25 protein-coding genes and 1 pseudogene are annotated in these 24,351 nt (G+C 66.8%); 8 read left to right on the top strand and 18 right to left on the bottom strand.

What is annotated here, in order from left to right:
• Position 1: 1 nt before the first annotated feature.
• From C6A87_RS18325 to C6A87_RS18255, 15 genes are all read right to left on the bottom strand, one after another.
• Positions 2–1,045, bottom strand: coding sequence for a formamidase (locus C6A87_RS18325; RefSeq protein WP_311113591.1), 1,044 nt, complete (start codon positions 1,043–1,045; stop codon positions 2–4).
• Entirely contained in the window at positions 1,042–1,671 is a 630-nt protein-coding gene (locus tag C6A87_RS18320; RefSeq protein ID WP_311113590.1) for a flavin reductase family protein, read from the bottom strand. Before C6A87_RS18320 ends, C6A87_RS18325 begins: the two co-directional genes overlap by 4 nt.
• Entirely contained in the window at positions 1,668–2,285 is a 618-nt protein-coding gene (locus C6A87_RS18315) for a UbiX family flavin prenyltransferase (protein WP_311113589.1), read from the bottom strand. Before C6A87_RS18315 ends, C6A87_RS18320 begins: the two co-directional genes overlap by 4 nt.
• Positions 2,282–2,782, bottom strand: coding sequence for a flavin reductase family protein (locus C6A87_RS18310; protein ID WP_311113588.1), 501 nt, complete (start codon positions 2,780–2,782; stop codon positions 2,282–2,284). The genes C6A87_RS18315 and C6A87_RS18310 overlap by 4 nt, the downstream gene beginning before the upstream one ends.
• Positions 2,779–2,928: a hypothetical protein gene (locus C6A87_RS18305; protein ID WP_311113587.1), complete on the bottom strand. Its 150-nt coding sequence runs from the start codon at positions 2,926–2,928 to the stop codon at positions 2,779–2,781. The genes C6A87_RS18310 and C6A87_RS18305 overlap by 4 nt, the downstream gene beginning before the upstream one ends.
• Positions 2,928–4,334 (bottom strand): UbiD family decarboxylase, encoded by a 1,407-nt coding sequence (locus C6A87_RS18300; protein WP_311113586.1) that lies wholly within the window; start codon positions 4,332–4,334, stop codon positions 2,928–2,930. The genes C6A87_RS18305 and C6A87_RS18300 overlap by 1 nt, the downstream gene beginning before the upstream one ends.
• A 63-nt stretch (positions 4,335–4,397) precedes the next feature.
• The gene (locus tag C6A87_RS18295; protein WP_311113585.1) at positions 4,398–5,477 is read right to left on the bottom strand and encodes an ABC transporter substrate-binding protein; all 1,080 of its coding nucleotides are present in this window, start codon (positions 5,475–5,477) and stop codon (positions 4,398–4,400) included.
• A gap of 70 nt (positions 5,478–5,547) precedes the next feature.
• Positions 5,548–6,306, bottom strand: coding sequence for an ABC transporter permease (locus C6A87_RS18290; protein ID WP_311113584.1), 759 nt, complete (start codon positions 6,304–6,306; stop codon positions 5,548–5,550).
• Positions 6,306–7,148, bottom strand: coding sequence for an ABC transporter permease subunit (locus C6A87_RS18285; protein ID WP_311113583.1), 843 nt, complete (start codon positions 7,146–7,148; stop codon positions 6,306–6,308). The genes C6A87_RS18290 and C6A87_RS18285 overlap by 1 nt, the downstream gene beginning before the upstream one ends.
• Positions 7,145–7,975 (bottom strand): ABC transporter ATP-binding protein, encoded by an 831-nt coding sequence (locus tag C6A87_RS18280; RefSeq protein WP_311113582.1) that lies wholly within the window; start codon positions 7,973–7,975, stop codon positions 7,145–7,147. The genes C6A87_RS18285 and C6A87_RS18280 overlap by 4 nt, the downstream gene beginning before the upstream one ends.
• Positions 7,972–9,252, bottom strand: coding sequence for an FAD-dependent monooxygenase (locus C6A87_RS18275; RefSeq protein ID WP_311113581.1), 1,281 nt, complete (start codon positions 9,250–9,252; stop codon positions 7,972–7,974). The genes C6A87_RS18280 and C6A87_RS18275 overlap by 4 nt, the downstream gene beginning before the upstream one ends.
• A complete protein-coding gene (locus C6A87_RS18270; protein ID WP_311113580.1) occupies positions 9,249–9,821 on the bottom strand; it encodes a hypothetical protein in 573 nt (190 codons plus the stop codon). The genes C6A87_RS18275 and C6A87_RS18270 overlap by 4 nt, the downstream gene beginning before the upstream one ends.
• Positions 9,818–10,297, bottom strand: coding sequence for a hypothetical protein (locus C6A87_RS18265; protein ID WP_311113579.1), 480 nt, complete (start codon positions 10,295–10,297; stop codon positions 9,818–9,820). The genes C6A87_RS18270 and C6A87_RS18265 overlap by 4 nt, the downstream gene beginning before the upstream one ends.
• 11 nt (positions 10,298–10,308) lie before the next feature.
• A complete protein-coding gene (locus tag C6A87_RS18260) occupies positions 10,309–11,145 on the bottom strand; it encodes a carbon-nitrogen hydrolase family protein (protein WP_311113578.1) in 837 nt (278 codons plus the stop codon).
• A gap of 353 nt (positions 11,146–11,498) precedes the next feature.
• Positions 11,499–12,512 carry a LacI family DNA-binding transcriptional regulator gene (locus C6A87_RS18255; RefSeq protein WP_311113577.1) on the bottom strand — a complete coding sequence of 338 codons (1,014 nt, stop codon included), beginning with the start codon at positions 12,510–12,512 and terminating at the stop codon, positions 11,499–11,501.
• A 452-nt stretch (positions 12,513–12,964) separates the two neighbouring features.
• On the opposite strand from C6A87_RS18255, the gene C6A87_RS18250 reads away from it, so the two are divergent.
• The 5 genes and pseudogenes from C6A87_RS18250 to C6A87_RS18230 all read left to right on the top strand — a co-directional run bounded on the left by C6A87_RS18250 (position 12,965) and on the right by C6A87_RS18230 (position 18,796).
• Positions 12,965–14,932, top strand: a complete 1,968-nt coding sequence (locus C6A87_RS18250) for a 2-oxoacid:acceptor oxidoreductase subunit alpha (protein WP_311113576.1) — start codon at positions 12,965–12,967, stop codon at positions 14,930–14,932.
• A gap of 28 nt (positions 14,933–14,960) precedes the next feature.
• On the top strand, positions 14,961–16,046 hold the full coding sequence (locus C6A87_RS18245) for a 2-oxoacid:ferredoxin oxidoreductase subunit beta (RefSeq protein WP_311113575.1): 1,086 nt from the start codon (positions 14,961–14,963) through the stop codon (positions 16,044–16,046).
• Between the two features lie 55 nt (positions 16,047–16,101).
• The gene (gene mobA / locus C6A87_RS18240) at positions 16,102–16,704 is read left to right on the top strand and encodes a molybdenum cofactor guanylyltransferase (protein ID WP_311113574.1); all 603 of its coding nucleotides are present in this window, start codon (positions 16,102–16,104) and stop codon (positions 16,702–16,704) included.
• A gap of 1,083 nt (positions 16,705–17,787) precedes the next feature.
• Positions 17,788–18,021, top strand: a pseudogene (locus C6A87_RS18235) (transglycosylase family protein); the annotation flags it as partial.
• Positions 18,022–18,289: 268 nt separating this feature from the next.
• On the top strand, positions 18,290–18,796 hold the full coding sequence (locus tag C6A87_RS18230; protein ID WP_311113573.1) for a transglycosylase family protein: 507 nt from the start codon (positions 18,290–18,292) through the stop codon (positions 18,794–18,796).
• A gap of 6 nt (positions 18,797–18,802) precedes the next feature.
• On the opposite strand, the gene C6A87_RS18225 is transcribed toward C6A87_RS18230, so the two are convergent.
• Positions 18,803–19,966 (bottom strand): FAD-dependent oxidoreductase, encoded by a 1,164-nt coding sequence (locus C6A87_RS18225; RefSeq protein WP_311113572.1) that lies wholly within the window; start codon positions 19,964–19,966, stop codon positions 18,803–18,805.
• A 117-nt stretch (positions 19,967–20,083) separates the two neighbouring features.
• Between C6A87_RS18225 and C6A87_RS18220 the strand changes: the two genes are divergently transcribed.
• From C6A87_RS18220 to C6A87_RS18210, 3 genes are read left to right on the top strand one after another with little or no spacing between them, the layout of a single operon-like run.
• Positions 20,084–20,626, top strand: a complete 543-nt coding sequence (locus C6A87_RS18220) for a dimethylamine monooxygenase subunit DmmA family protein (protein WP_311113571.1) — start codon at positions 20,084–20,086, stop codon at positions 20,624–20,626.
• Positions 20,626–21,576, top strand: coding sequence for a PDR/VanB family oxidoreductase (locus C6A87_RS18215; RefSeq protein ID WP_311113570.1), 951 nt, complete (start codon positions 20,626–20,628; stop codon positions 21,574–21,576). The genes C6A87_RS18220 and C6A87_RS18215 overlap by 1 nt, the downstream gene beginning before the upstream one ends.
• Positions 21,573–22,550, top strand: a complete 978-nt coding sequence (locus C6A87_RS18210; protein WP_311113569.1) for a DUF3445 domain-containing protein — start codon at positions 21,573–21,575, stop codon at positions 22,548–22,550. Before C6A87_RS18215 ends, C6A87_RS18210 begins: the two co-directional genes overlap by 4 nt.
• A gap of 56 nt (positions 22,551–22,606) precedes the next feature.
• On the opposite strand, the gene C6A87_RS18205 is transcribed toward C6A87_RS18210, so the two are convergent.
• Positions 22,607–22,825, bottom strand: coding sequence for a hypothetical protein (locus C6A87_RS18205; RefSeq protein WP_311113568.1), 219 nt, complete (start codon positions 22,823–22,825; stop codon positions 22,607–22,609).
• The gene (locus C6A87_RS18200; protein WP_311113567.1) at positions 22,826–24,154 is read right to left on the bottom strand and encodes an ammonium transporter; all 1,329 of its coding nucleotides are present in this window, start codon (positions 24,152–24,154) and stop codon (positions 22,826–22,828) included.
• Positions 24,155–24,351 lie beyond the last annotated feature (197 nt).

Below are 24,351 nucleotides of genomic sequence, written 5' to 3'. Positions count from 1 at the left end.
ACTAACGCGGCTGCGGCGGCGACTTGAGGCCCGCCCGCGCGGTGTCGACGGTGCTGCCGGCAGGCCGTGGCGGTCCGTAACCCTCTCCGGTGCCGTCGGTCACCCGGACCTCGTCCTCCCATGGCAGCCGGTAGCGGCCCGCGGCGAGATCGTGGATGTAGGTGTAAGGGGCGTCCGTGGCCCCACCGGCCACCGCGGTGAAGCCTCGATGGCCAAGTTGGTAGATGTTGTTCTCCACGCCCCAGTCGCGCCGGGCCCGGTCCGAACGCGCCGGATCGATCGCGGCGGTGACGATCCGGTCGGGTGAGGCGTCGCCGCGCACCAGGATCGTCCCGTCGACGTCGCACACCATGGCTTCGCCCATCGAGGCGAAACCATTGCCGTCGTCGCCGGCCAGGCACACCGATGCGGTGAAGGCGAGGTTGCAGAAAGCGTTGGCCTCGTTGGTGATACGCCAGGACTGCCGGAGTCCGAACTTGTAGCCGGCGGGCCGCAACAGCACGTTCGCCCCGCGGTAACAGGCCTCCCGCGCCATCTCCGGGAACATGCCGTCATGGCAGATCAGCACCCCGAGCACAGATCCCTTGGGGCCTGCGCACACGGGCACGCCGAGATCGCCCGGCTCCCAAGGTTCTTTCGGGGTCCACGGATGAAGTTTGCGGATCTTGAGCGCGATCTCGCCGGCGGCGTCGACGATCAGCGCGGTGTTGAACGGCGCTCCTCGGTCGTTGCTCTCCATCACGCTGAACAGGGCCCAGGTGCCGGTCTCGGCGCATGCCGCCCTGAGGAGGTCGACCTCAGGTCCGTCGATGCGGCACATCAACGCGTCGTCCGACCACGAGTCCTTGCGCAGCCCGTGGAGCCCGTACTCGGGAAAGACCAGCAGGTCCAGCGACGCCATCGACGCCTTGGCCTCCCGCAGCGCCGATGCGGTGCGCTCGGCGGCCGCGGTCACATCGGCGCGGGTGCGGATTCGCGGGATCTGCTGCTGGACCAGACCGAGCACCAACTCTCCGGTCCCGGCGTTGAGCCCCTCCAGATTCACCGTGGACCGCCCGGCTGCATCTGCGGAACGCGGTTCATCTCGGTGGTGAAATACGGCCCGGCAAGACGGCCCAGAAAGCCGGTCTCCTCGATGTGCATGGCGTCGTCGAGCAGCTCCCTGCGTGAGGTCACCGCGAGCACCCGGGCCACGATCACGACGTCGGTGCCGACCGGAACCTCTTGGGAAAGCACACATTCGAGGCTGAACAGCGCGCCGTCCACCGAATCCGGTCGGACCAGCGTGGACGGGACGGTGGGGACGGCGGCAAGGTCGAACTCGTCGACGTCGGGATCGACGGTCGCCGACGAACCCGCCACCGCGTCGGCCTGGCCGGCGGCCGGGATGTTCACCACGAGCTCACGGGTGGCCCGGATGTTGGCGAGGGTGTCCTTGATCCCGCCGATCGTGCCCAGGCGCTCACCGATCGAGAACATCACCGACACCGGAGTGCGGGAGGCTACGGTGAAGAAGCTGAACGGCGCGAGGTTGCGCACCCCACCGGCTGAGATGGTCGACACCCACGCGATCGGACGGGGTTGGACGCACGCCGAGATCAGCTTGTAGGCGGCGTCGGGCTCCATTCGGTCGGGCAGAAAATGCTGGCCGTGTAGAGACCGCAGCGTCATGCGCGTCTGCCTTCCTGAGTCAACATCACGGGCGCGTCGTTCTCGATGCCGGACCAGCGGGCGATCGTCGGTCCCTGCACACCGATCAGGTCGAGAGCCCGCACGACGGTGAAGTCAACCATGTCCTGGATGGTCTGCGGATGCGCATAGAGCGCGGGTACCGGCGGCATCACCACGGCGCCGGCCTCGGTGACCTGGGTCATCAGGCGCAGATGGCCGATGTGCAAGGGTGTTTCGCGCAACAGAAGGACCAGTCGCCTGCGTTCCTTGAGCATCACGTCCGCAGCCCGCACGATCAGGTTGTCCGCGTAGCTGTTGGCGATCCCCGACATCGTCTTGACGCTGCACGGGGCCACCAGCATGCCGTCGGCGTGGAACGATCCGCTCGCGATGCTCGCTCCGAGGTTGGAATCGCTGTGACACACATCGGCATGGTCGGCCAGGTCGGCCGAACTCATGTCCAGTTCGGATTTGATGGTCGCCCGCGCGCCCTTGGAGACCACGAGATGGGTCTCGACGTCGTCGACGTCGCGCAACAACTCCAGTGTGCGCAGGCCGTAGAGGGCGCCACTGGCCCCGGTCACACCGACGACGATCCGCTTTCGTGTGCTCATCGGTCCACCTCCGTCGTCGCTGCAGTCCCCGCCGGGATGCCGTGGCCGTTCACCCACACCAGAGGTGGCTCCTTGCTGCATATCTCACTGCGCTCGATCCGGCACATCATCATCTGGTAACCGCCGAACGGAACCACCGAATCGAGGGTGCACGAGAACCAGGCGATGCCGCCGGTCAGCACCGGAACACCGTTGTGGAACGTCCAGTCGACGCCGTCGAACCGGTGCGACGACTTCTCGACCCGTTTGGCGAAAGCGCCCACCAACGGCCTGCAACGCTCGCCCAGCACGTTCACCCCGACCCGTCCGGTCGCGACGATCACCGGCAGCGTCGACGATCCCGCCGACACCGGCACCGCCAGCCATCCGGGGTTACGCGGCTCGCCCCACACACTTCCGGTGAAGCCGGCCGGGTCGGCCTCGGTGCCCGACGTGATGACCGCGGTCGCGATCGGGATGGCGTCGAGCACCTCGGCCTCGGATCCGGCGGCGGTCATTCCGAGATGGCCGCCGCCGCCGTCACCACGAACTTTCCTCGGCACGAGGGGCATTCGAGCTGCACGTCGGTGCGGTGGCGCAGTGAGCTGTCCACCGGGTACCGGCAGTCACAGGTGGGGCAGTTGACCCAGAAGATCCGTTCCATCAGATTCCTTCCACATAATCTTCGAGCCGGATACGGTCCAGCGCATCGGCGGGCACCCGGTTCTGTTCCGGCATGGCCCGGTCCAGCGGCCGAGTCGCGTCGATGATCACCTTGCGGTAGCCCATCGCGGTGGTGAACACGGTGGGGATGTTCTTGATCATGTCGATGTCGCGGTCCGGGTCGGTGTAGACCATCGCCGCCCAGAGGACGTCTTCCTCGTTGAAGACGTCGATGTTGGCGTCGACGATCACGACGAACTGGAATGTCCACGACTCCTGCAGTGCCGCCAGCGCAACCGCTTTGGCCTGGCCCTCAGAGGACTTGTCGATCGAGACGTAACACGCCAGCCGTCCGCATCCCGAGTACGGCATGTGCACGGCCTTGATGATCGGGCCGAAACGGTCGGTGAGCGTGTTGAACAGCGAGCCTTCCTTCGGGATCTGACCCACCGTCATGTGGTCGCGATGTCCGGCGAACACGTCCTGCAGGATCGGCGCTGCCCGGTGGGTGATCGCGGTGATGTCCATGACCGGCCGCAGTGTCTGCGCCTGGTACTGACGGGTGATGTCGCCGAACGGGTCGCAGATCATCCTGACCCCCGGTGGCACCACACCTTCGATCACGATCTCGGCGTCGGCGGGGATCATGAAATCCTCACCCCAGGTCTGGGACGGCACGACCCGCAGGGGTTCGTCGAGAAACGCACCGATGGTGCGGTAGTCGTCGTTGCGGTACGGGGTGAGCCCCATGCTGCCGAGGTAGAACGCCGGGTGGTGGCCCAGGATCGCGACGATCGGCATCGGTTCGTCGCGGTCCTCGTAGATCTTGAGCGCACGCAGCGAATCGGTGGAATGGATGGTGATCCGCAGGCGCGACTTGGACTCGAAGTCGTAGAACGCCTTGATGAAGGCGACGTTGTAAGCCCCGGAGTCGGGGTCGCGCACCGCAAGTGTCATCGTCAGGCAGGGGCCGTAGTCCCCGTCGGAGTGCGAGACGATCGGCAACTTCCGCGTGTCGATGTCGTCCCCGGTCAGCACGACCTCGCGGACCGGGGCCTCGGCCGGGTCGATCACCAGTGGGTCGATCCCGCCGCGACTGCGCTCGGCGAAGAACATCGACAGCGGCATCTGCGCCTGCTTCGGGTCGAACCCGAGTGCCTTCGCGCAGCGTTCCCGGGTGGCGAACACGTTCATCGCGACAGGGATCGTGCACGGTCTGCCCTCGACGTCCTCGGTGGACTCGAACAGCGCCATCGGGCGTATGCCGCGACGGTCCAGCTTCTCCAATATCGCGGTGCAGTCGAAGTTCTGGGGGCTCACCGGCTTGGTGACCCGCACCAGGTCGCCGTCGCCGTCGGCCTCGAGCTGGGCGATGAACTGTCGTAGATCTTTCGGGCCTTTGGCCACGGTGCTTCTCCTCGGGGTTCGGGGGTCACGGTGGCCGGCGAGGGGGCCGGCCACCGTGACCGGTCACTGCTGGGCGTTGACGAGCTCGATCGCCTTCTCGGCGGGCCGGATGTCGACGATGTCCTCGTACTTGAGCTCCAGTGCCGACTCATTGAGCTGTCCGGCCTTGACGGCGATCGCCAGATCGGTCTCCACCGTGGGCTCCGACAACGTCTCGATGTCCACCGGCCAGACACCGAATTCCTTGGCGCGCGACCAGTTCACCTCGAGAGTCTCGGCCGCGGGGTCCGGATCCATCGCCTCGTTGGACCACTCGGTGTACGCGGCGATGTCGTCGATGGCCACCTCGTTGGCCTCCAGCACCGACGCGCAGAACGCCGCCGCGCGGTCCTGGTTGTTGTCCAGCCACTCCTTGGTGGCGGCGTAGACGAAGCCGACCGAGTCCATGTCCTCGGCCACGACGCTGAGGGTGTGGACATCGTCGCGCTGCTTCTGCAACTGCGCGAGCTCGAACGGGTCGAGCACCGCGACCTGTGCCTCGCCGGAGGCCAGCGCGGCCAGACGCAGGCCGCCGTCCTCCAGGATCTGCACGTTGGGCAGGTCCGCCACCACGATGTCGAGACCCTTGGAGGCGAAGACGTGGTTGAAGACGTGGTCGACCAGTCCGCCCGGGCTGTCCACAGCCACCGACACATTCGGGTCGGTCACCTGCTCGATCGTGGTGACGTCGCCGGTGCCGACGACCTCATCGGTGAGTACGCCCTGGATGGGGCAGAAGAGCCGGATGTCGTGGCCTTCCTGGATGGTCTTGACGAACGCGGTGAAGGAACCTGTGACGACCTCGGCGCGATTGGACAGCAGCAGCTGCACCGCTGTCGCATGGGAGGACAGCTCGGTGATGTCGTCCCTCTTCTGGTCGAGCCCGAACATCTCACCGAATCGCCAGGGGCCCTGGGATTGCGGCACATACGCATCGCCTGAGGTGCTCCAGGCCACCTTGACCGAGCGGAGCTTGCCGCTGTCGTCGGACTGGCCCTGGGGCTCACCGCCCGAGCAGGCGACGAGGGTGGCGGCAAGGGCCACCGCACCGCTGGTGACCACCCACGGTTTGATGCGGGCAGATCGGTTCGAGGACACGGTCATGGTCTTCCTAACTGGTTGGTAGTAGCAGAGTTTCGATGCGGGGGCGGACACCGGTGTACGCCTGCGGTCCTCAAGCGGCTCTCCAGGCCAGCAGCCGTACCTCCCCGGCCTTGGCGAGCGACATCACCGCGGCGCCCAGCACGGTCAGGACCAGGACGGCGGCGTACAGGTTGTCCAGCTGGAAGCTGCTGCCTGCGGAGATCATGTACAGGCCCATGCCTTCGGCCCGGAGGAACAGGTCGGCGATAAGTGCGCCCTGGATGCTGCGGCCCACCGACATCCGCATCCCGGTCAGGATGTAAGGGCCGGACCAGGGGATGAGAATCCGGACCATCATCGCTCGTGGTGTGACTTCGAAGGCGCGCGCCATCTCCAGGACCTCGTCGGGCACCTCACGCAGGCCGGCGGCGGTGTTGATGATGACGATGAAGATGCAGAACAAGACCGTGAAGGCGATCTTGGCGCCGGTGCCCATACCGAAGTAGATGGAGATAACGGGCACCAGCATCACCAGCGGGGCGGCGAACCCGATCTTGACCAGCGGGTCCAGCACGGCGTTCCAGGCCTCGTAGTGACCCATCAGCGCGCCGATGAAAACGCCGAGGGCAGAACCGACCACGACGCCGACGAAGGCGATCAGCAAGGTCTGACCCGCCGCTCGTGGCAGCGCGCCGTTGATGGTCTCGTGCCAGGTGGCCGCCAGGATCTCTGACGGTGGAAGCAGCCAGAACATGCCGCCGAAGGTGCCGGCGAGCTGCCAGACGATCAGGGCCACGGCGACCGCTCCGCACGAGATCGTCATCCGTCCGGTCTTGGTGTCGAAATTCATCACAGCCCTCCCGCTTTGGTCGTGCCGTGCATGAGTCTGGTTTCGACCAGGTACAGCGCCTTGTCGGCGAGCAGGGCGACGGCGATCACCAGGATCGCGAGCGCGAAGTACAGGTCAAGTTCGCGCAGTGCGCCGAACTGGCGCAGCAGATGTCCGGTGCCGATGGAGATCCACAGCTCGGCGATGACCATCCCTTTGATGGCCATCCCGAGTCCCAGCCGGACACCGGCGACCACGAACGGTGCCGCGGCGGGCAGATAGATCCGCGTGTACATCCGCCATCGGCTGGTGCAGAACGCGTTGGCCATCTCCGACAGGGAGCCTTCGACGTAGCGCACCCCGGCCGCAGTGTTCATGATCGGGAAGAACACGGCGAAGAACACCACTACCGCGACAAGGTAACCGAGCTGCGCGCCGAAGATGATGATCAGCAGCGGTAGCAGCGATTCTTTGCTCGTGACGTACAGCGCGTTCACGAACGGGGTCAGAGCGGCGTCTATGGTCTTCGAGGCGCCCATCAACGCGCCGAGCGGGATCGCGATCACCAACGACAACGTGAAGCCGATGACCAACTGCTGGATGCTGATGCCCAACGTGGTGATGTAGCCCTGTTCGAACAGCTTGGGCATCGCCGCGAAGACTTCCGGGATCGTCGGCAGAAAGAACGGCCCCTTGATCATGGCGGTTACCTGCCAGGCGCCCAGAAGTGCTCCGTAGGCCACCACCCGCAGCCAGAAGTGTTTGCGTCGCTTCGACATCGGTTTACGTTCACGCGCGTGGCCGGTGCCGGTGCCGTCCGCGCCCGGCGGTTGCGGCGCCTCCGCGATCTCGGTTGCGGTCATTCGCCGTCCTGGCCGATCGCGCCGGTCATGTGCAGGCACTTGAGCACTTCGCCCTTGAGCTTGGCGAACTCGGGCAGTGCGCGGATCTCCGGATTACGGGGCCGCGGGAGATCGACGTCGAAGATCTCACTGATCCGGCCCGGGCGGGCACTCATCACGATGACGCGGTCGGCGAGGTAGAGCGCCTCCTCGATGTCGTGGGTGACGAACACGACGGTCTTGTTGTCGCGTTCCCAGAGGTTCAGCAGCTCTTCCTGCAGCTTCATCCGGGTCAGGTCGTCGACGGCGCCGAAGGGTTCGTCCATCAGCAGGATCTTGGGGTCGATGGCGAGGGCCCGGATCAGCCCCACCCGCTGCTGCATGCCCCCGGAGAGTTGGGCCGGGTAGTGCTCCTCGAAACCCTGCAAGCCCACGATCTTCATCCATCGCTGGGCGATCTGCCTGCGCTTGTCCTTGGGCACACCGAGGTTCTCCAGACCGAACTCGACGTTGGCCAACACGGAGCGCCAGGGCAGCAGGTTGTACTTCTGGAAGACGAAACCGACGTCCAGGGTGGGTTTCTCGACGACCTTGTCGTTGATCAAAACCCGGCCGTCGTCGGGCTTCTGCAGTCCGTCGATGATCCGCAGAAGCGTCGACTTGCCGCAGCCGCTCGGTCCGACGATGCAGCAGAACGTTCCGGGTTCGATGGTCAGACTGAAGTCTTCGAGCGCCTGGACCCGTCCCGACCGTTTGGTCTCGAACGCCAGGCTGACGTGCTCGATATCGACCCGGGCAGCCTGGTTCACGGTACCCCCGGACAATGGGGGATCGAGTTGTGTTGTCATGAGCGGCCTTTCGCAAGGGGTTGGGCGGTCGATTTCGGGTCACTTGCCAACGGCGTCCCTCGGTAGATCCAGTCGAAGGTCACATCGGATTCGGCGTGCTTGGCCTTGAACCGTTCGTCTCTGGCTCGCTGGTCGGGGCCGTCGGGCAGGTGGAACAGATCGCGGTTGCCCAACGCGCCCTTCTGCACCACGCCCGCGTGTTCGGCGCGGCGGTCCTGATAGCGCAGCAGGGCTGCGGGTATCCCGTCCCTGTCGGTGCCCCCGAGTTCCTCAGCCAGCACGGCGGCGTCCTCGATGGCCTGTGAGGCGCCCTGCGAGAAGTAGGGGAGCATCGCATGGCAGGCGTCGCCCAGCAGCGCGATCGAGCCCCTCACCCAATTCGTATGAGGTGTCTGGTAATTCAGTGCCCAGCCGATGACGGTGTCCTCGGACTTGGCGAGCAACGCGCCGACGGTCTCGTGCCAGCCGGTGTAGGCGCTTCGCATCGATTCGGCTGGTTCCTCGGTCCGGCCGGCGGCATCGACCTCGGGTGTCACCGGCACGACGGCGACGATGTTGAGCGCGGTGAAATCGCGGATCGGGTAGACGACGAGGTGATGATCGTGGCCGAGCCAGAAGTTCGCGGCGGGCCGGTCGAGCAGCCAGGCTGTTCGCGGGTCGGCGCCGACGCGGTCACCCCGGATGAGTGTCCGGTAGGCCATGTCGCCGCTGCCGAGGATCTCGGTGGGCGCGTCGACGGCGTCGCGGAAGCACGATTTGATGCCGTCGGCCCCGATGACGACATCGGCGTCGAAACGCCGGCCGTCGGCGGTGATCACCGCCGGCCGCGAGGGATCGGAGTCGTCGACCTCGGTCACCCGGGAGTCGGTGTGCACCGTGACGGGTCTGCCGGCGCGGTCCGGGTCGGTGGCAGCGCGGTGGAGCACGGCGTGCAGGTCGGCCCGGTGCAGATGCCAGTAGGGCGCGCCGAAGTCTGCGATCGCGGAGTCGCCGAGCTCGGTGCGGGCGAGCAGACTGCCGTCCTCCCACCGCCGCCGGATGGACTCTTGGGTGACGAGCACGTGCGGGTTGATCGCGTCGGCGAGGCCCAGCCGCAGGATGATTCGCGACGCGTTCGGCCCGATCTGCAGCCCGGTTCCCACCTCACCGAGCTCCGGTGCCTGCTCGAGCACGGTCACCTGCAGTCCCGCGGCGCGCAGTGTGCAGGCCGCGCTCAGGCCGCCGATACCGGCGCCGACGACCAGTGCCTGCATCGGGCGGTCCGTTGCGCGGGTCACGCGGAGACCTCGATGTCGTCGTCGACGAGGTGGCCGTCGACCACGACGGCGCGGCCGTCGAGCTCGATCGTGCATCCGCGCATCGCGATGTCGAGGTGGGCGTAGGAGTCACGGCCCAGGAAGGGATGCGGGCCGGTGGACCAGAGGAAGTTGCCCGCGTAGGCGCGGGCGTCCATCCCCATGATCTCGTGTTTGGAGTACATGGCGGTGGCGAACCAGTCGGCGGATTTCATCAGACCCCAGCCCATGTGACTGAGGTAGCGGGCCCATTTGTCGTTCGAGTCGATGAAGTACTGCTCGAGCATGGCGGCATCACCTGCGCCGGAGACCTTCTCGATGTGACCGGCCACCACGGTGAGATGGATTTCGGTGCGGATGTACTCCTTGAACGGCAGCAGGATGTCACCGGGGGTGAGCACGATCGTGCCCTCGCTGATCTGCGGCCAGCACAGCATCATGGTCGACGGCCAGTGGTCCCAGCGCCCGGGGTCGTCGGCGAACCCGGTCTGGAAGCCGGGATGGCAGTCGGCCATGTCGACGGTGAGGTTGGTGCCCGCAGCCGATGTCACGAGCATCGTGGTCGCCGCTCGCGCCGCGTCGACGGCGGAGAGCGCCCTGGCCTTGTCTCCCTCGGCCGGAGGTTGCGGATCAGCACCTCGGGTGCGTCGCAGATGAAGATGATGCGCGTTCCGCAGTCGAGGATCGACTGCTGGGCGGGGGCGTGGATGAATCCCTCCCTGGTGAGGTCGACGACCAGGTCGGCGTTCTTCAACAGTTCTTGGGCGACGGTGTCCTCCAACACCGACACCAGGCCCGGTCCTGCGCCGGTGTGGGTGGACGGGGTCGGTGCCGCCGAGCCGCCGGGAACGACGGCGGAAATCACATGCGCACCCAGGGATTTGGCCGCCGCGAAGGACGCTGCCACGTAGTCGGAGCGACTGCTGGGTTCGGAGAGGATCACGACGTGCTCGCCGGCCCTCACCTTGCACAGCTCGAGTTCCTTGCGGAACGGCTCGATCAGGTCGACACCTTCGAAGTCGATCATGGGGGTGTTCCTCAGCTCCTCGTCGGTTCGTGTGCGTGGGTGCGGTCGATGGACGGGCGCGGGACGCGCGCCCCGCCGTCGTGGGTGCTGCGCAACTCCAGTGATCGCAGGTAGGGGATCTCGGTGCGCGCCTGCTCGATGTCGTCGAGGTCCACCTCGCAGAGCACGACGCCTTCTCCGTGGTCGATCCCCGACAGCACTTCGCCGCGCGGACCGACGACACGGCTGTGTCCGGCGAATTCGTTGCCGCGGCCGTTGTCGCCGGTGAGGCCGGCGGCGACCAGGATGCAACCGTTTTCCAGAGCGCGGGACCGCGTCATCAGTTCCCATGCGTGTAAACGGGGTCGCCCGAAGGCCGCCGGCACCGCGATGATCTGTGCGCCACGTACCGCGAGATCGCGCACCATCTCGGGGAAGCCGGCCTCATAGCAGACGGCGACACCGACCACCCCCGCAGGTGTGTCGGCGATGGCGCCCTTCCAATCGCCTGGGACCAGCGAACCTACTTCCTGACCCCAGAGATAGGACTTGTCGGCTTCGGCGAGCGGACCGTCGGGACCGATGATCAGCGCCCGGTCGCGGTAAACCCCCGCCTCGTCGCGGATATGCAGCGCGGTGACGATGGTGATGCGGCACGACCGCGCGAGCTGGACCAACGCCTGCACCGTGGTGCCCGAGATCGGCTCGGCAAACTCCGGTTCAAAGGCGTACCCGTTACTGAAGAGTTCGGGCAACACCACCAACGCCGCGCCCTGCCCCGCGAGTTCACGCACTGCGCGCTCGGCTCGGGCGAGGTTGTGGTCCCGACGTCCGGGTACGGCATTGAGCTGAACCGCCCCAATTTTCACCAGGTGTGGCCTCGAAGGGTGCAAGGTGTCATGTCCTCTGAATTGGTGCAATCGTTTGCAAGCGTCTCGCCGAGTGAGGTTGCCATCCGGCGATGAGTTCGTCAACAGGTAGCCAAGGCTTTAGCGTCCAGGTAACGCGCGGCCACATGTTCGTAACACAACGCGAATAATCCTCTGGCGCAACGTGATACCGATGAATGGCTAGAGTGGCCAGGCGCACGCCGGCGGCCGCATCCAGTCCGCGCGGGGCTGGGCGACAGAGGTCCCGAACTCAGGTGGTGGGAAAACCGTAACGGAGATCCGCGCGCCTTTCTGCGAAATAGCGCAATCGGTTTCGGAACGAGGGCGGAGGCTCAGTGCGGCGGTGCGGCGCTCGTCGACTCCCGCACGATCAACTGAGGCTGCAGCATCGCCGAGGACACGGAACGCCCTTCCACCAGGGACAAGAGGGTCTGACTGGCAAGCGTCCCCATCTCCCGGAAGGGACTGCGCACCGTGGTGAGGGGCACAGGCAGCGACGCGCAGAGATCGATGTCGTTGTAGCCGATCACCGCCACGTCGTCACGGACCCGCATGCCGAAATCGCGGAGCACGCCCATCACCCCGATCGCGCTGGCGTCGTTGGCGGCGAAAATGGCGGTCGGACGATGCTCGCTGGTGAGCAGTATGCGAGCGCCCGCGGCCCCGTCGGCGGCGTCGAAGCCCTGGTAGAGACGCATGTCGGGATGGACCACCACACCTCGGCTCTCCAGCGCGTCCACGCATCCGGAGAGGCGGTCCGTCGCGGTGCTCGCCCACCGCGGACCGGTGATGATCCCCACCCGCTGGTGCCCCAGGTCGGCGAGGTGTTCACCGATGAGCCAGCCCCCGCGGTAATCGTCGCAAGTCACGGACAGTTGGCCGGGCTTCCGTCGATTGACCAGCACGAACTTCACCCCGCGCCGGTCGAGGCCGGCCACGTTGTCGTTGTCGAGGCGGGCGTCGCCGATGATCAGGCCGTCGACGTTGCGTCCGAGCAGCAATTCGATCCGGCGTAACTGCTCGGCGGGATCGTCATGCGAGTTGGCCACGAAGGTGTCGAAGCCTGCGGCGTTGGCCGTGTGCTCGATCGCGTCGTAGGTGCCGGACAGCACGACGTCGGTGAGGCGGGGCACGATCACCCCAAATGCGGTGGAGCGGTGGGTCTTCAGGCTCGCGGCGTTGGCGTTCGGCACGTATCCGAGGCTTTTGGCGATCTCTCGGATCCGCAGGCTGCTGGGGTCGTCGGCACCTTTGCCGGTCGTTTTTCTCAGCGCTCGCGACACCGTCGACGGGTGCACCCCGGCGGCCTCCGCGACCACCTTCAGCGTCACCCGATCGGCCTGCATGTACGCCCTCCCCGCCGCTGCCGTACTGCTGCTCAACGGCCAAGGTAGCACTCGATGCAAACGTGTGCGCGCCAAAACCAGTGCGCTACATCACACCCTCTTCGCAGTGCGAGTCGGCGGCCTGTGGGCGCAGGCCGGAAGGAGTGCTAGCTCTGAGCTACCGGTCGGTAACCTTTTTTAAGAATTCGGGGGCGGCCGGTTGTGTCTCGTGGACGTGACGAACACCACAATTTTGTCTCACCGTGACCGCGGTCGGAGCGTCGACCAGTGCGTTCGCCGCGACGTCCCCGGGACACGGCCGCCCCGCCTGGTATAGGCACGCCTAAGAGAAGTGCAATAATCGGTACCGACAGTGACACCAAACTGTGGTGGGCACCTACTGACGGCGCGTCGCGTCGACTGCGACTCGGTGGGGGTTCGCCAGATGCGGCCCTGGCAGCACGGGGCAACTCATGGAAGGCAGGCGAGTGGGAGAGAACGGCAACGCGGCCGCAACGCCTCGGCAGAAGCTCGAGAAGGTCGTCATCCGGTTCGCCGGCGACTCCGGCGACGGCATGCAGCTGACCGGCGATCGCTTCACCACCGAGGCGGCGCTGTTCGGCAACGACCTCGCCACCCAGCCGAACTACCCGGCCGAGATCCGGGCGCCACAGGGCACCCTGCCGGGGGTGTCGTCGTTCCAGATCCAGATCGCCGACTACGACATCCTCACCGCCGGTGACCGCCCCGACGTGCTGGTGGCGATGAACCCCGCCGCGCTCAAGGCCAACGTCTCCGATCTGCCGCACGGCGGCCTGATCATCGCGAACTCCGACGAGTTCACCAAGCGCAACCTCGCCAAGGTCGGCTACGACAGCAATCCGCTGGAGAGCGACGAGCTGTCCGACTACGTCGTGCAGGCCGTCCCGATGACCACGCTGACCCTCGGCGCCGTCGAATCCATCGGCGCGACCAAGAAGGACGGCCAGCGCGCCAAGAACATGTTCGCCCTCGGGCTGCTGTCCTGGATGTACGGACGCGAGCTCGAGCACAGCGAGACGTTCATCCGCGAGAAGTTCGCCCGCAAGCCCGAGGTCGCCGAAGCCAACGTGCTGGCGCTGAAGGCGGGCTGGAACTTCGGTGAGACCACCGAGGCGTTCGCGACCACCTACGAGGTCGCGCCGGCGAAGCTGAAGACCGGCGAGTACCGCCAGATCTCGGGCAACACCGCGCTGGCCTACGGCATTGTGGCCGCCGGCCGCCTGTCAGACCTGCAGGTGGTGCTGGGCACCTACCCGATCACGCCGGCGTCGGACATCCTCCACGAACTGTCCAAGCACAAGAACTTCAACGTGCTGACGTTCCAGGCCGAGGACGAGATCGCCGGCATCGGTGCCGCCATCGGCGCGTCCTACGGTGGCGCGCTCGGCGTGACCAGCACGTCGGGTCCGGGCATCTCGCTGAAATCCGAAGCGATCGGCCTGGCCGTGATGACCGAGCTGCCGCTGATCGTCATCGACGTGCAGCGCGGCGGACCCTCGACCGGTCTGCCCACCAAGACCGAGCAGGCCGATCTGCTGCAGGCGCTGTTCGGACGCAACGGTGAATCGCCGGTCGCGGTGCTGGCGCCGCGGTCCCCGTCCGACTGCTTCGACATTGCCGTGGAGGCCGTCCGGATCGCTGTCGACTACCGCACGCCGGTGATGATCCTGTCCGACGGCGCGATCGCCAACGGCTCGGAGCCGTGGGCGATCCCGGACATCTCCACCTATGAGCCGATCAAGCACACCTTCGCCAAGGAAGGTGAGCCGTTCCAGCCCTACGCGCGTGATCCCGAGACGCTGGCCCGCCAGTTCGCGATCCCGGGCACCCCGGGCCTCGCGCACCGCATCGGCGGTCTGGAGTCGGCCAACGGTTCGGGCAACATCTCCTACGAGCCCAAGAACCACGACCTGATGGTCCGGCTGCGCAACGAGAAGATCGCCGGGATCGCGGTACCGGATCTCGCGGTCGACGACCCCACCGGGGACGCCGAACTGCTGATGCTCGGGTGGGGCAGCAGCTACGGCCCGATCGGTGAGGCCTGCCGGCGTGCGCGCCGCAACGGCATCAAGGTCGCGCACGCACAGCTGCAGTACCTGAACCCGTTCCCGGCCAACCTCGGCGAGGTGCTGCGCAAGTACCCCAAGGTGGTCCTGCCGGAGATGAACCTCGGTCAGCTGGCCCTGTTGCTGCGGGGGCGCTACCTCGTGGACGTACAGTCGGTGACCAAGGTGGAAGGTATGGCGTTCCTCGCCGACGAGGTGGAGGGCATCATCGACGCCGCGCTCGAGGGAACGCTCGGCGACAAGGAAATCGAGAAGGCCAAGTTCGCACGACTGGCCGCGGCCACCATCGAGGCCCCGGCAGGCGACGCGACTGGTGTGGGAGCGAACGCATGACCTACCAACGTTTGCGTGAGGAGTCGAAATGACCGACCTGATCGGCAGCGACCATCGAGACCTCGGCTTGACGGCTCTGACGAAGACCGGCCTGGTCCCGACGACCGACCAGCCGCAGAAGTCCAAGGACTTCACCACCGACCAAGAGGTCCGCTGGTGCCCCGGCTGCGGTGACTACGTCATCCTCAACACGATCCGCAACTTCCTGCCCGAGCTGGGTCTGCGGCGCGAGAACATCGCGTTCGTCAGCGGCATCGGCTGCTCCAGCCGGTTCCCGTACTACCTGGAGACCTACGGGTTCCACTCGATCCACGGCCGTGCGCCGACCATCGCCACCGGTCTCGCGCTGGCGCGCGAGGACCTCTCGGTGTGGGTCGTCACCGGTGACGGCGACGCGCTGTCGATCGGCGGCAACCACCTGATCCACGCGCTGCGCCGCAACATCAACATCACGATCCTGCTGTTCAACAACCGGATCTACGGTCTGACCAAGGGGCAGTACTCGCCGACGTCGGAGACCGGCAAGGTCACCAAGTCGACGCCGATGGGCTCGCTGGACTACCCGTTCAACCCGGTCTCCCTGGCGCTGGGCGCCGAGGCGACCTTCGTCGGGCGTGCGCTGGACTCCGACCGCAAGGGCCTGACCGAGGTGTTGCGCGGTGCCGCACAGCATCGCGGTGCGGCGCTGGTGGAGATCATGCAGGACTGCCCGATCTTCAACGACGGCTCGTTCGACGCGCTGCGTAAGGAAGGCGCCGAGGACCGGCTGATCAACATCGCCCACGGTGAGCCGATCACGTTCGGCGCCGACGGTGAGTACGCCGTGGTCAAGTCCGGGTTCGGCCTGGAGATCGCCAAGACCGCCGACGTGCCTGCTGACCAGATCGTGGTGCACGACGCCACCATCGACGATCCGGCATACGCGTTCGCGCTGTCGCGGTTGAGCGAGCAGAACCTCGACCACATGGTGATGGGCATCTTCCGACAGGTCAGCAAGCCGACCTACGACGACGCCGCCCGCGCTCAGCTGACCGCCGCACAGGAAGCCAAGCCTCACGACACCGCAGCCCTGCAGTCGTTGCTGCGCGGCAAGGACACCTGGACCGTCGGCTGAGTCGACTGCGTCGACTTCCTGACCCGGCGTAGGTAGCTGCGCTAACGTCACCGGGGTGACGTCCTCGCTGCCACTGGCCGCCGTTGTCCTCGCCGGTGGCGCGTCACGGCGGATGGGCCGGGACAAGGCCACTCTGTCCGTCGACGGCCCCTCCGGCCCTACCACGCTGGTCGAACGCGCGGTGTCCGTGGTTTGTCAGCGGTGTGACCCCGTTTTCGTCGTCGCCGCACCAGGTCAGGCGTTACCCGACCTGGATGCGGTCGTACTGCGCGACGAGATCCTCGGTGTCGGGCCGCTGCTGGCCACCGGGCGGGGACTGCGCGCTGCGGCCGAGGCCGGCCACGGTCACGCCTTCGTCAGCGCCGTGGACATGCCCGCGCTGACCACCGCGGTGATCGACGCCCTCACCGGTCCCGCCGAGCGATCGGGCGCCGATGTCGTGCTGCCGTGGGACGGACGCGACCACTACCTCGCGGGTATCTACCGCACCTCTCTGCACACCGTCGTCGCCGACCTGCTGAGCGCAGGGGAGCGCAGCATGCGTGCTCTGGTGAACGCGGTCGACACCCAGCGGATCGTGCTGCCCGAGCAGCCTGCGCTCGCGAACGTCAACACGACCGACGAGCTCGCCGCGATCCAACCCCCGCGTTTGGGCTAGCAAACTGCTCTGAAATCAGTCGTGGGCAATTGTTTTTATATTGCACCGCTAATTGCGTCTGAATTCGCCGGGTTACCTCCGTAATACTTGACACCTGTCAGATAAATTCAGTGCGGGGGAAGTCCGGGTTGTTGGGCTCTCAGATCGCGCTGTTCCCAGTGGATTTCGTGGAATAGGTATTCGAAATGAGCGCAATTCGAGCACTTTCGGCACCGTCCAACTCGACGGGACCCTCCGGGCGGAATTGGAGAGTGGACGCGAATTCATTCCTCGTGAGGAGGATCCGGCGCCGGTCGAGCGCCGTCGCGTGGTGAACGTCGGTCGACACCTGTCGAAAAACGCTGGACCGCTGGTGTGTTCACGCCGCGGGCGACGGGCGACGAAGTTTCGTGGCCACCCGGTATGTCGGTGTAAAGCGGTGCAGCCCAATGGTATTAGCGAGATGCCGACCTCCTGCGGTCAGCGAACCCATGGCACCGACTGGCATTGCGCTGAACGCCGATCGCGGTCCCCGCGACCCGTTTTGCCGTGCGCGGCGGGCTGGCCGGCGGTGGCGCCCGGTGGTCCAGCTCACAATCCGGTGGTGAGTTGGCTCACTTTCGGCGTGCTTTCGGTTTGAATCAGCGGATGCGTCGATTATGGCCCTGACCTGCGGCGACTATGGCAGATCCGGGGTTGTGATCATTCCGTTATCTGATCGCAATGCGTTTTCCGCCGATATGACTTTGGGCGGATCGGTTTGTACGGTCCCAATCAGCTCTTGAAGAGCAAATAATTCAAAACCACGAACCAGCGTGTGAGTGGGGCTGCGGCGGTCTGATCGGTCGTCGAGCCGCCGGACTCTGATCCGGCGAGGTCTGAGGTGGCCTCCCCTGTTGTGCCAGACCGAGACGGCACAGCCCATCCACCGCCTGCATGGCAGGCATCGCACCCCGTAGGGCACGACGTGCCCGTGTGGGTGTCTTCGGCGCGCGCTTGGCGAAAGGACAGAAGTTGAAGAAGATCCGCAAGACGTTTGGGCTGGCCACCTTCGCCGGGGCGCTCGCGCTCGCACCCATGGCCCTGGCGACCGGCACCGCGAATGCGGACGGCGTCAACTGGGACGCTGTGGCCGCGTGTGAATCGGGCGGCAACTGGTCGATCAACACCGGTAACGGGTACTACGGCGGCCTGCAGTTCACGATGGGCACCTGGCGCTCCAACGGCGGTTCGGGTTCCCCGCACCATGCAAGCCGTGAGGAGCAGATCCGGGTCGCGAACAACGTCCTGCAGACGCAGGGCATCGGCGCATGGCCGACATGCGGTAAGCGCGGCTGATCGCAGACGACCTACCGGGGCGGTGCCGAGAAATCGGCGCCGCCCCTGTCGTTTGTGAACCGGGGTTTGTCACGATCTGTCGTGCTGGGAACCCCAATAGACACGTTCTTCTCAGAGGCCTCTTACGTCAGATAAGCAACTGCTAAAACTTTCACCTCTTCGGTAACGAGTGATGCGGGTCACTCGACAGTGCAGATAACCGCATTGTGAAGAGCACGGCGTTCACCGCGGGCCTTGCGTCACAAACGGTCGGGGAAGGACCGCAGAGATGAACGTTCGTACCGCAGTCAACAAGGGCCTTCTGGCCGCCGCGATCTCCGGAGCCCTGGCTGTCGTGCCGATGGCCCTGGGAGGCGCCACCGCGACAGCGCACGCCGACACCGTCAACTGGGACGCGATCGCGCAGTGCGAGTCGGGCGGCAACTGGGCGATCAACACCGGCAACGGGCACGCCGGCGGGCTGCAGTTCAAGCCGGCCACCTGGTCGGCCAACGGCGGCGTCGGCGACCCCGCCCGGGCGCCGCGGCACGAGCAGATCCGCGTGGCCGAGAACGTGCTGCGCACCCAGGGCCTGAAGGCCTGGCCGAAGTGCGGCGCGAAGGGCCTGGCCGCACAGGTGTGGGGCAACCCGGCCACGACGGCCCCGGCCGCGGTCCCCGTCTCGGCGCCCGGCAAGGCCAACGGCTGCGCCACGATGCCCACGTCGGTCTTCGGTGGCGTGCTGGACCTCCGCAAGATGTGCACGGCGCTGTTCACCCCGCGCTCGGCCCGCTGAACCGCCTCAGCGCACGTTCGCAGCTGTTGGCAGGACGAACGCGGAACCGGCCGCGATCGAGGCCAGGTGACGGGTCATCAACTTTTCCGGGATGACCGCGGTCGCCCGGCCGGCGACGCCGCTGAGCACCGTCGGCCGCATGTTGACCACACGGCCGATCGCCGCGGCCTCGCGCACCAGCGGGCGCACCCGCCGACGCCGGAACACCCCGAACCTGTCGAAGGCGGTCGCGAGATCCGGGCACAGTTCGACGAACCTCGCCAGGATCGCCGCGTCCTCCAGCGCCTGACACCCACCCTGGCCCAGGTGGGGGCGCATGGGATGCGCGGCATCGCCGACGAGGACCGCGCGCCCGGTGGACCAGCGGCGGGGCTGAGCGCGGTCGTACAGATCGTTGCGCAGCACCTCGTCGGGGTCCGTCGCGGCCAGTAACGCGGGGATCGGGTCGGCCCATCCGGAGAACTTCGCGGTCAGGTAGGCGTGCTCGCCACCGGGCGCCCTGCCGCCCTCGGGCGTGCGTTCGGTGGCGAACCAATAGGTGTGGTCCGGACCGAGCGGGACATGGCCGACCTGTGTGCCCGCGGCGATGGTCTCTCCTGCCAGGTCCGGATCCAGCGAGTAGGCCGCGATGCCGCGCCAGGCGGTGTAGCCGACATAGCGGCCGGGCAGCCGCCCGTTGAGGGTGCGCGCGATCAACGAGTTCACCCCGTCGGCACCGACGACGGCATCGGCCTCGGCGACGGTCCCGTCCGACAGCGTGACGCGCGGGGCGGCCTCGCCGACGGACAGGCCGGTCACCGCCGTCCCGGTCCGCACGGCGCCCGGCGGGAGCGCGCCCAGAAGAATGTCGGTGAGCGCCGACCGGCGCACCACCACCAACGGTTCGCCGAGTGCGTGCACCATGCGTTCCGCGTAGGGGCGCCGCAGCCACGAGCCGTCCCGCCATCGGATCGCCCCGGCGGTCACCTGCCCACCGGCCTGCCGCACGCCGTCGCCCAGCCCGATCCGGTCGAGTGCGGCGAGCGCGTTCGGCCAGATGCTGATCCCCGCACCCGAACTGATGTCGGTGCGTTGTTCGATCACGCTCACGTCGTGCCCGCTGCGGCGCAGCGCCACCGCCGTGGCCAGCCCGGCGATGCCCGCGCCGATCACGAGGGTGTGCGCCGGCATGCACCGACCTTAACCACGCTGCCGTCAAGTGGACGAGACAGCACGGTCACATCCGCGAAACGCACCGCTGGTTTCCTGAAGGGCAACACTATCGACTGTCGGTTTACTGGAGGTGGCATGAGACCTGCGCTGGAACTGACCAGCGTTCCCGTCTGGGCGACCGGCGAGACCCTTCCGGGCGCCGATCTCACCGGACGCGCCTGGACGATCATCGCGTTCGGCGCCGCCGGACAGCAGGCCGCTCAGCGGTGGTGCGAGGAGATCGCCGCCGCCGGAGGCGAATTCAACGTCCGGCTGCACGAGGTACCCGACGGGCCCGCCGACGGTCCGGCCGGCGACGCGTTGCGCGCCGATCTCGCCACGGCCCAGGTCGGCTGGCGGCTGATGATGGCCGGGCCGGCGGTGTCCTGCCTGCGGCTGCGGGCTGCGGCCGTCGCGGCCGGTGTCGCCGACGACGAGATGACGGTGGCCTCCACCGACGTGACCCGGCGCGCGGTGCAGTGCGTGCACTGCCGGACCGTCACCGTCGCAGCGGTGGAGCTGGAAGACGTTGTGGTCTGTTCCGGCTGCCAGCGGAATCTGCTTGTGCACTACCACGTTTCGCGACGTCAGGGCGCGCACCTCGGGTACATGGTCGACGCCGAGAAGCAGGTGGTGTGATGACCACAATGAAGCTCGTGGTCGCGGATGTCGACGACACGATCGCCGACATCCGGACCCTGACACTGCGCCACCCGGACGACGCGCCGCTGCCGTCGTTCACTCCCGGCAGCCACGTCGTGATCGAGTGCGGCGGACGGGGTGCGCCGGCCAACGCGTATTCGCTGACCGGCGACGGGATCAGCCCGGACGCCTATGTGATCTCGGTGCTGCGCGCGGGCACCGACGGCGCACCGAGCGGCTCCCGGTGGATCCACGAGGAAATCGGCGTCGGGGACACGGTGGCTGCCACGCCACCGCGCAGCGCGTTCGCCCCGGTGTTGCGAGCGCGCCGACACCTGCTGGTGGCGGCCGGTATCGGCATCACCCCGATGGTGTCGCATCTGCGCAGCGCCAGGCGGTGGGGGCGCGACACCCGGTTGCTCTACATCCATCGGCCCGGACGGGGCGCCTACGTCGACACCGTCCGGGAGCTCGCCGCGCGCGCCTCGATCCACACCCGGCGCGCGGCGTTCGTCACCGAATTGTCCTCTGCGCTGGCCGATCAGCCGCTGGGGACGCACCTCTACATCTGCGGTCCGCGCTCGTTCATCGAGTTCGTCACGACAGCTGCGGCAGAACTCGGCTGGCCGGCCAGCCGAGTGCACGCCGAACACTTCGGGGCCGACGCGCTCGACCCGGGCGAGCCGTTCACCGTGCGGCTGTCGTCCAGCGCCGAGGAGTTCACCGTCGATGCCGGGGTCTCGTTGCTCGACGCGCTGGAAAGCCGAGGCGTCGACGTGCCCAACCTGTGCCGCCGGGGGGTGTGCGGCGAGTGCCGGATCCCGGTGGCGCGCGGCGTGGTCACCCACCGCGATTTGTACCTGTCCGACGACGAGAAACGTTCGGGCGATTCGATGATGGCCTGCGTGTCGCGGGCCCACGGCGAGACTCTGGAGTTGGCACTGTGATTTCGGCGACCGACCTGATCGAGACGTTTCCGTTCCCCTTCGCCACCGACCAGTACCGGTACAGCACCAACGTGGAACCGGCCGGCGCAGCCGTGCCCACCCCGGCCGGACGCTGGGGGGAGCGGGTCGTCGACATCGACAGCCAGTACGAGGACGAACTCGGCGAGCGCGCAACGATTCTCGCCGCGGATCCCAGCCGGTACACGGTGTTGCCGCACATGAGGCCCGCATGCTGGGACGCGATGCTGACGTTGATGCGGGAGATGGCCGCGAGCTACCCGGACACCATGTCGTTGCACCGGCACGGCGGGGGCTGGCGCTGGCGCAACGACCGGCTCGACGTGCTCCAGGACTTCGTCGTCGGTGACGACGCGTCCCTGCCCGCCGAACCGCTGGCCTACATCGCCGGCCAGGTGCAGGAGGACATCGTGCTGCTCGACCAGCGCGACGGCGATCTGTTCGGTGATGCCGGCGTGGTGACGTTCGCCGCCGACTGGTCGTTCGGGTTCGACGTGGGCATGACGTTTCTGGAGATCCACGGGCCAGTGCCGCGGCTACGCGAGACGGGGGTGATCACCCGCGCCCGCGAGTTCCTGATGCGGCTGCAGCCGGGGGAGACCTACCGGCGTACCAACTGGACGCTGACGGTCGGCCGCCGCCTGGACGTCTCGACCGAGCGCTACCCCGAGTGGGGACCGGACCGGACGACGATCCAGACCGTCCCGGACGAGCAGTTCGGCCGCCTGGTGCACCTGCGCGTCGAGGTGCAGCACCTGATCCGGCTGCCCGAATCCGGGTCGATCTGCTTCCTGATCCGGACCTACCTGCTGCCGCTGGCCGACCTGGCCACCTATGCGCCGTGGCGGCAGCGCACCGCGGCGGTGCTGGCCGATCTGCCCGACGACATGGCCGATTACAAGGGCATCATCGCCTACCGGGACCGCGCGGTGTCCTGGCTGCGCAACGCCGGCTGAGCTCAGACAAAATCGCCCGGATCCTGCACGGATCCGGGCGATTTCGTGGGTCCGCGTCAGTAGGCCGTCGGCTCCCCTTCGGCAGCGGGACCCGGCTCGACCGGCTTGTGCTCGATGATCGCCTTGTACGCGTTGTTCTCGTGCTGGATCATCCGGACGAAGAATCCGATGAACAGCGCCACGGCGAGCAGGAACACGATCCACACGCCGAGTGAATAGCCGCCGAAGGTGAACACCACGCCGGCATCGTCATAGCTAACGATGGGACTGAACATCTACTTCGCCTCCTCGACGACGAGAATCTTGCCGTTGCTGGCCATCACCGTCACCGGTGTGCCTTCGGGGTACGGCGTGGCCGGGACCTCGCTCAGGTCGAGACCCTGCTCCTCGACCTCGGGCGGAATCCGCAGCAGCCCAACCTTCTTGAGCCCAAGCGACAGCAGGAAGGTGGGGATGAAGCCCAGTGCCGCGAAGGTCAGCGCCCCGACGGCCTGCCCCCAGAACGAGACGGACGGATTGCCGTCGGTGTTGGGGTAGCCGTGCAGGAAGATGCCCACCATCAGGATCGAGTACAGCCCGACGCCGCCGTGCACGGCCACCGCGCCGACCACGTCGTCGATCCTGAACTTCTCCAGCAGCTTGCCCATGTAGGGAATGAGCGCGCCGGCGCCCAGGGCGATGATGAAGCCGAGTGCGGGGTGGTACAGGTCCATGCCGGACGCGACGCCGATGACCCCGGCCAGGCCGCCGGAGATGGTCCAGAACGGTTCACCTCGGGACGTCATGTATGCGCCGATGATGCCGCCGGCCAGGCCCATCAGGGTGTTGAAGGCGAAGGCCGACAGGGTGGTCGGACTGGCGTAGATGGTGGCGAAACCGTTGGCGCCGTAGATCACACACCCCATCAGGAAGCCGAAGAACCCGGTGAAGATCAGCATCAGGCCGAGCATGGTCAGCGGGAGGTTGTGCGGCCGGATGGTGACCGCAGTGCCGTCGGGCAGGAAACGGCCGATGCGCGGACCGAGGTTGATCAAAATGCCCAGGGCGCCGAAACCGGCGATCATGTGCACACACCCGGCGGCCCCGACATCGTGGAAGCCCAGTTCGGTGAGCATCCAGCCCGCACCATGCCAACCCCAGGCGGCGCCGACGATCCAGACCACCGAACCCACGAACACCGTCAGCACCAGGAAGCCGCTGGTCCGGATCCGTTCCAGCACAGCGCCGGACATGATCGAACCGGTGGTCGCGGCGAACAACGCGAAGGCGCCCCAGAAGATGCCGCTGGCGGGGTCCTGGACGTTGGGACCCATGTTGTCGCTCCACGGCAACGCAGCCTTGGCGGCATCGGTCATTTCGATGAAACCGGTCGGCATGGCGTTGTACAGGAACCAGCCGACGAAGTAGAACGACGCGATGATGGTCGCCAGCGCCAGCAGGTTCTTCATCGCTGTGGCGAGCACGTTCTTCGACCGCGAAGCGCCGATCTCGTAGGCCAGGAAGCCCGCGTGGATCAGCATCATCAACGCGATCGACATCCAATAGAAGAACTCGTTGTTGACTGCGGCCATGGACGACAATGCGTCCTCGACTTCAGGTGTCAAAGGGACCTCCGCCGAGCTTGTTGGGGTGGGGTTCCCGGGAACACGGTTTAACCACAGTGTTCTCGAGGTACTGACGGTGTACGACGCCTTGACGCTAATGCGGGGAATGTGTCCCCCCGGTCAAGGCGTGTTAATTCGGCATGAAGTCGTGTCCGGCAGTGTGTTACGGAAGCCGCCGCAGCCGACGGCACCTGCGA

This window comes from Mycobacterium sp. ITM-2016-00317, assembly GCF_002968295.1.
In the GTDB taxonomy this organism is placed as follows: Bacteria; Actinomycetota; Actinomycetes; order Mycobacteriales; family Mycobacteriaceae; genus Mycobacterium.
The sequence above is the reverse complement of the archived record's forward strand: the minus strand, read 5'-3'. Positions and strand labels throughout refer to the sequence as shown.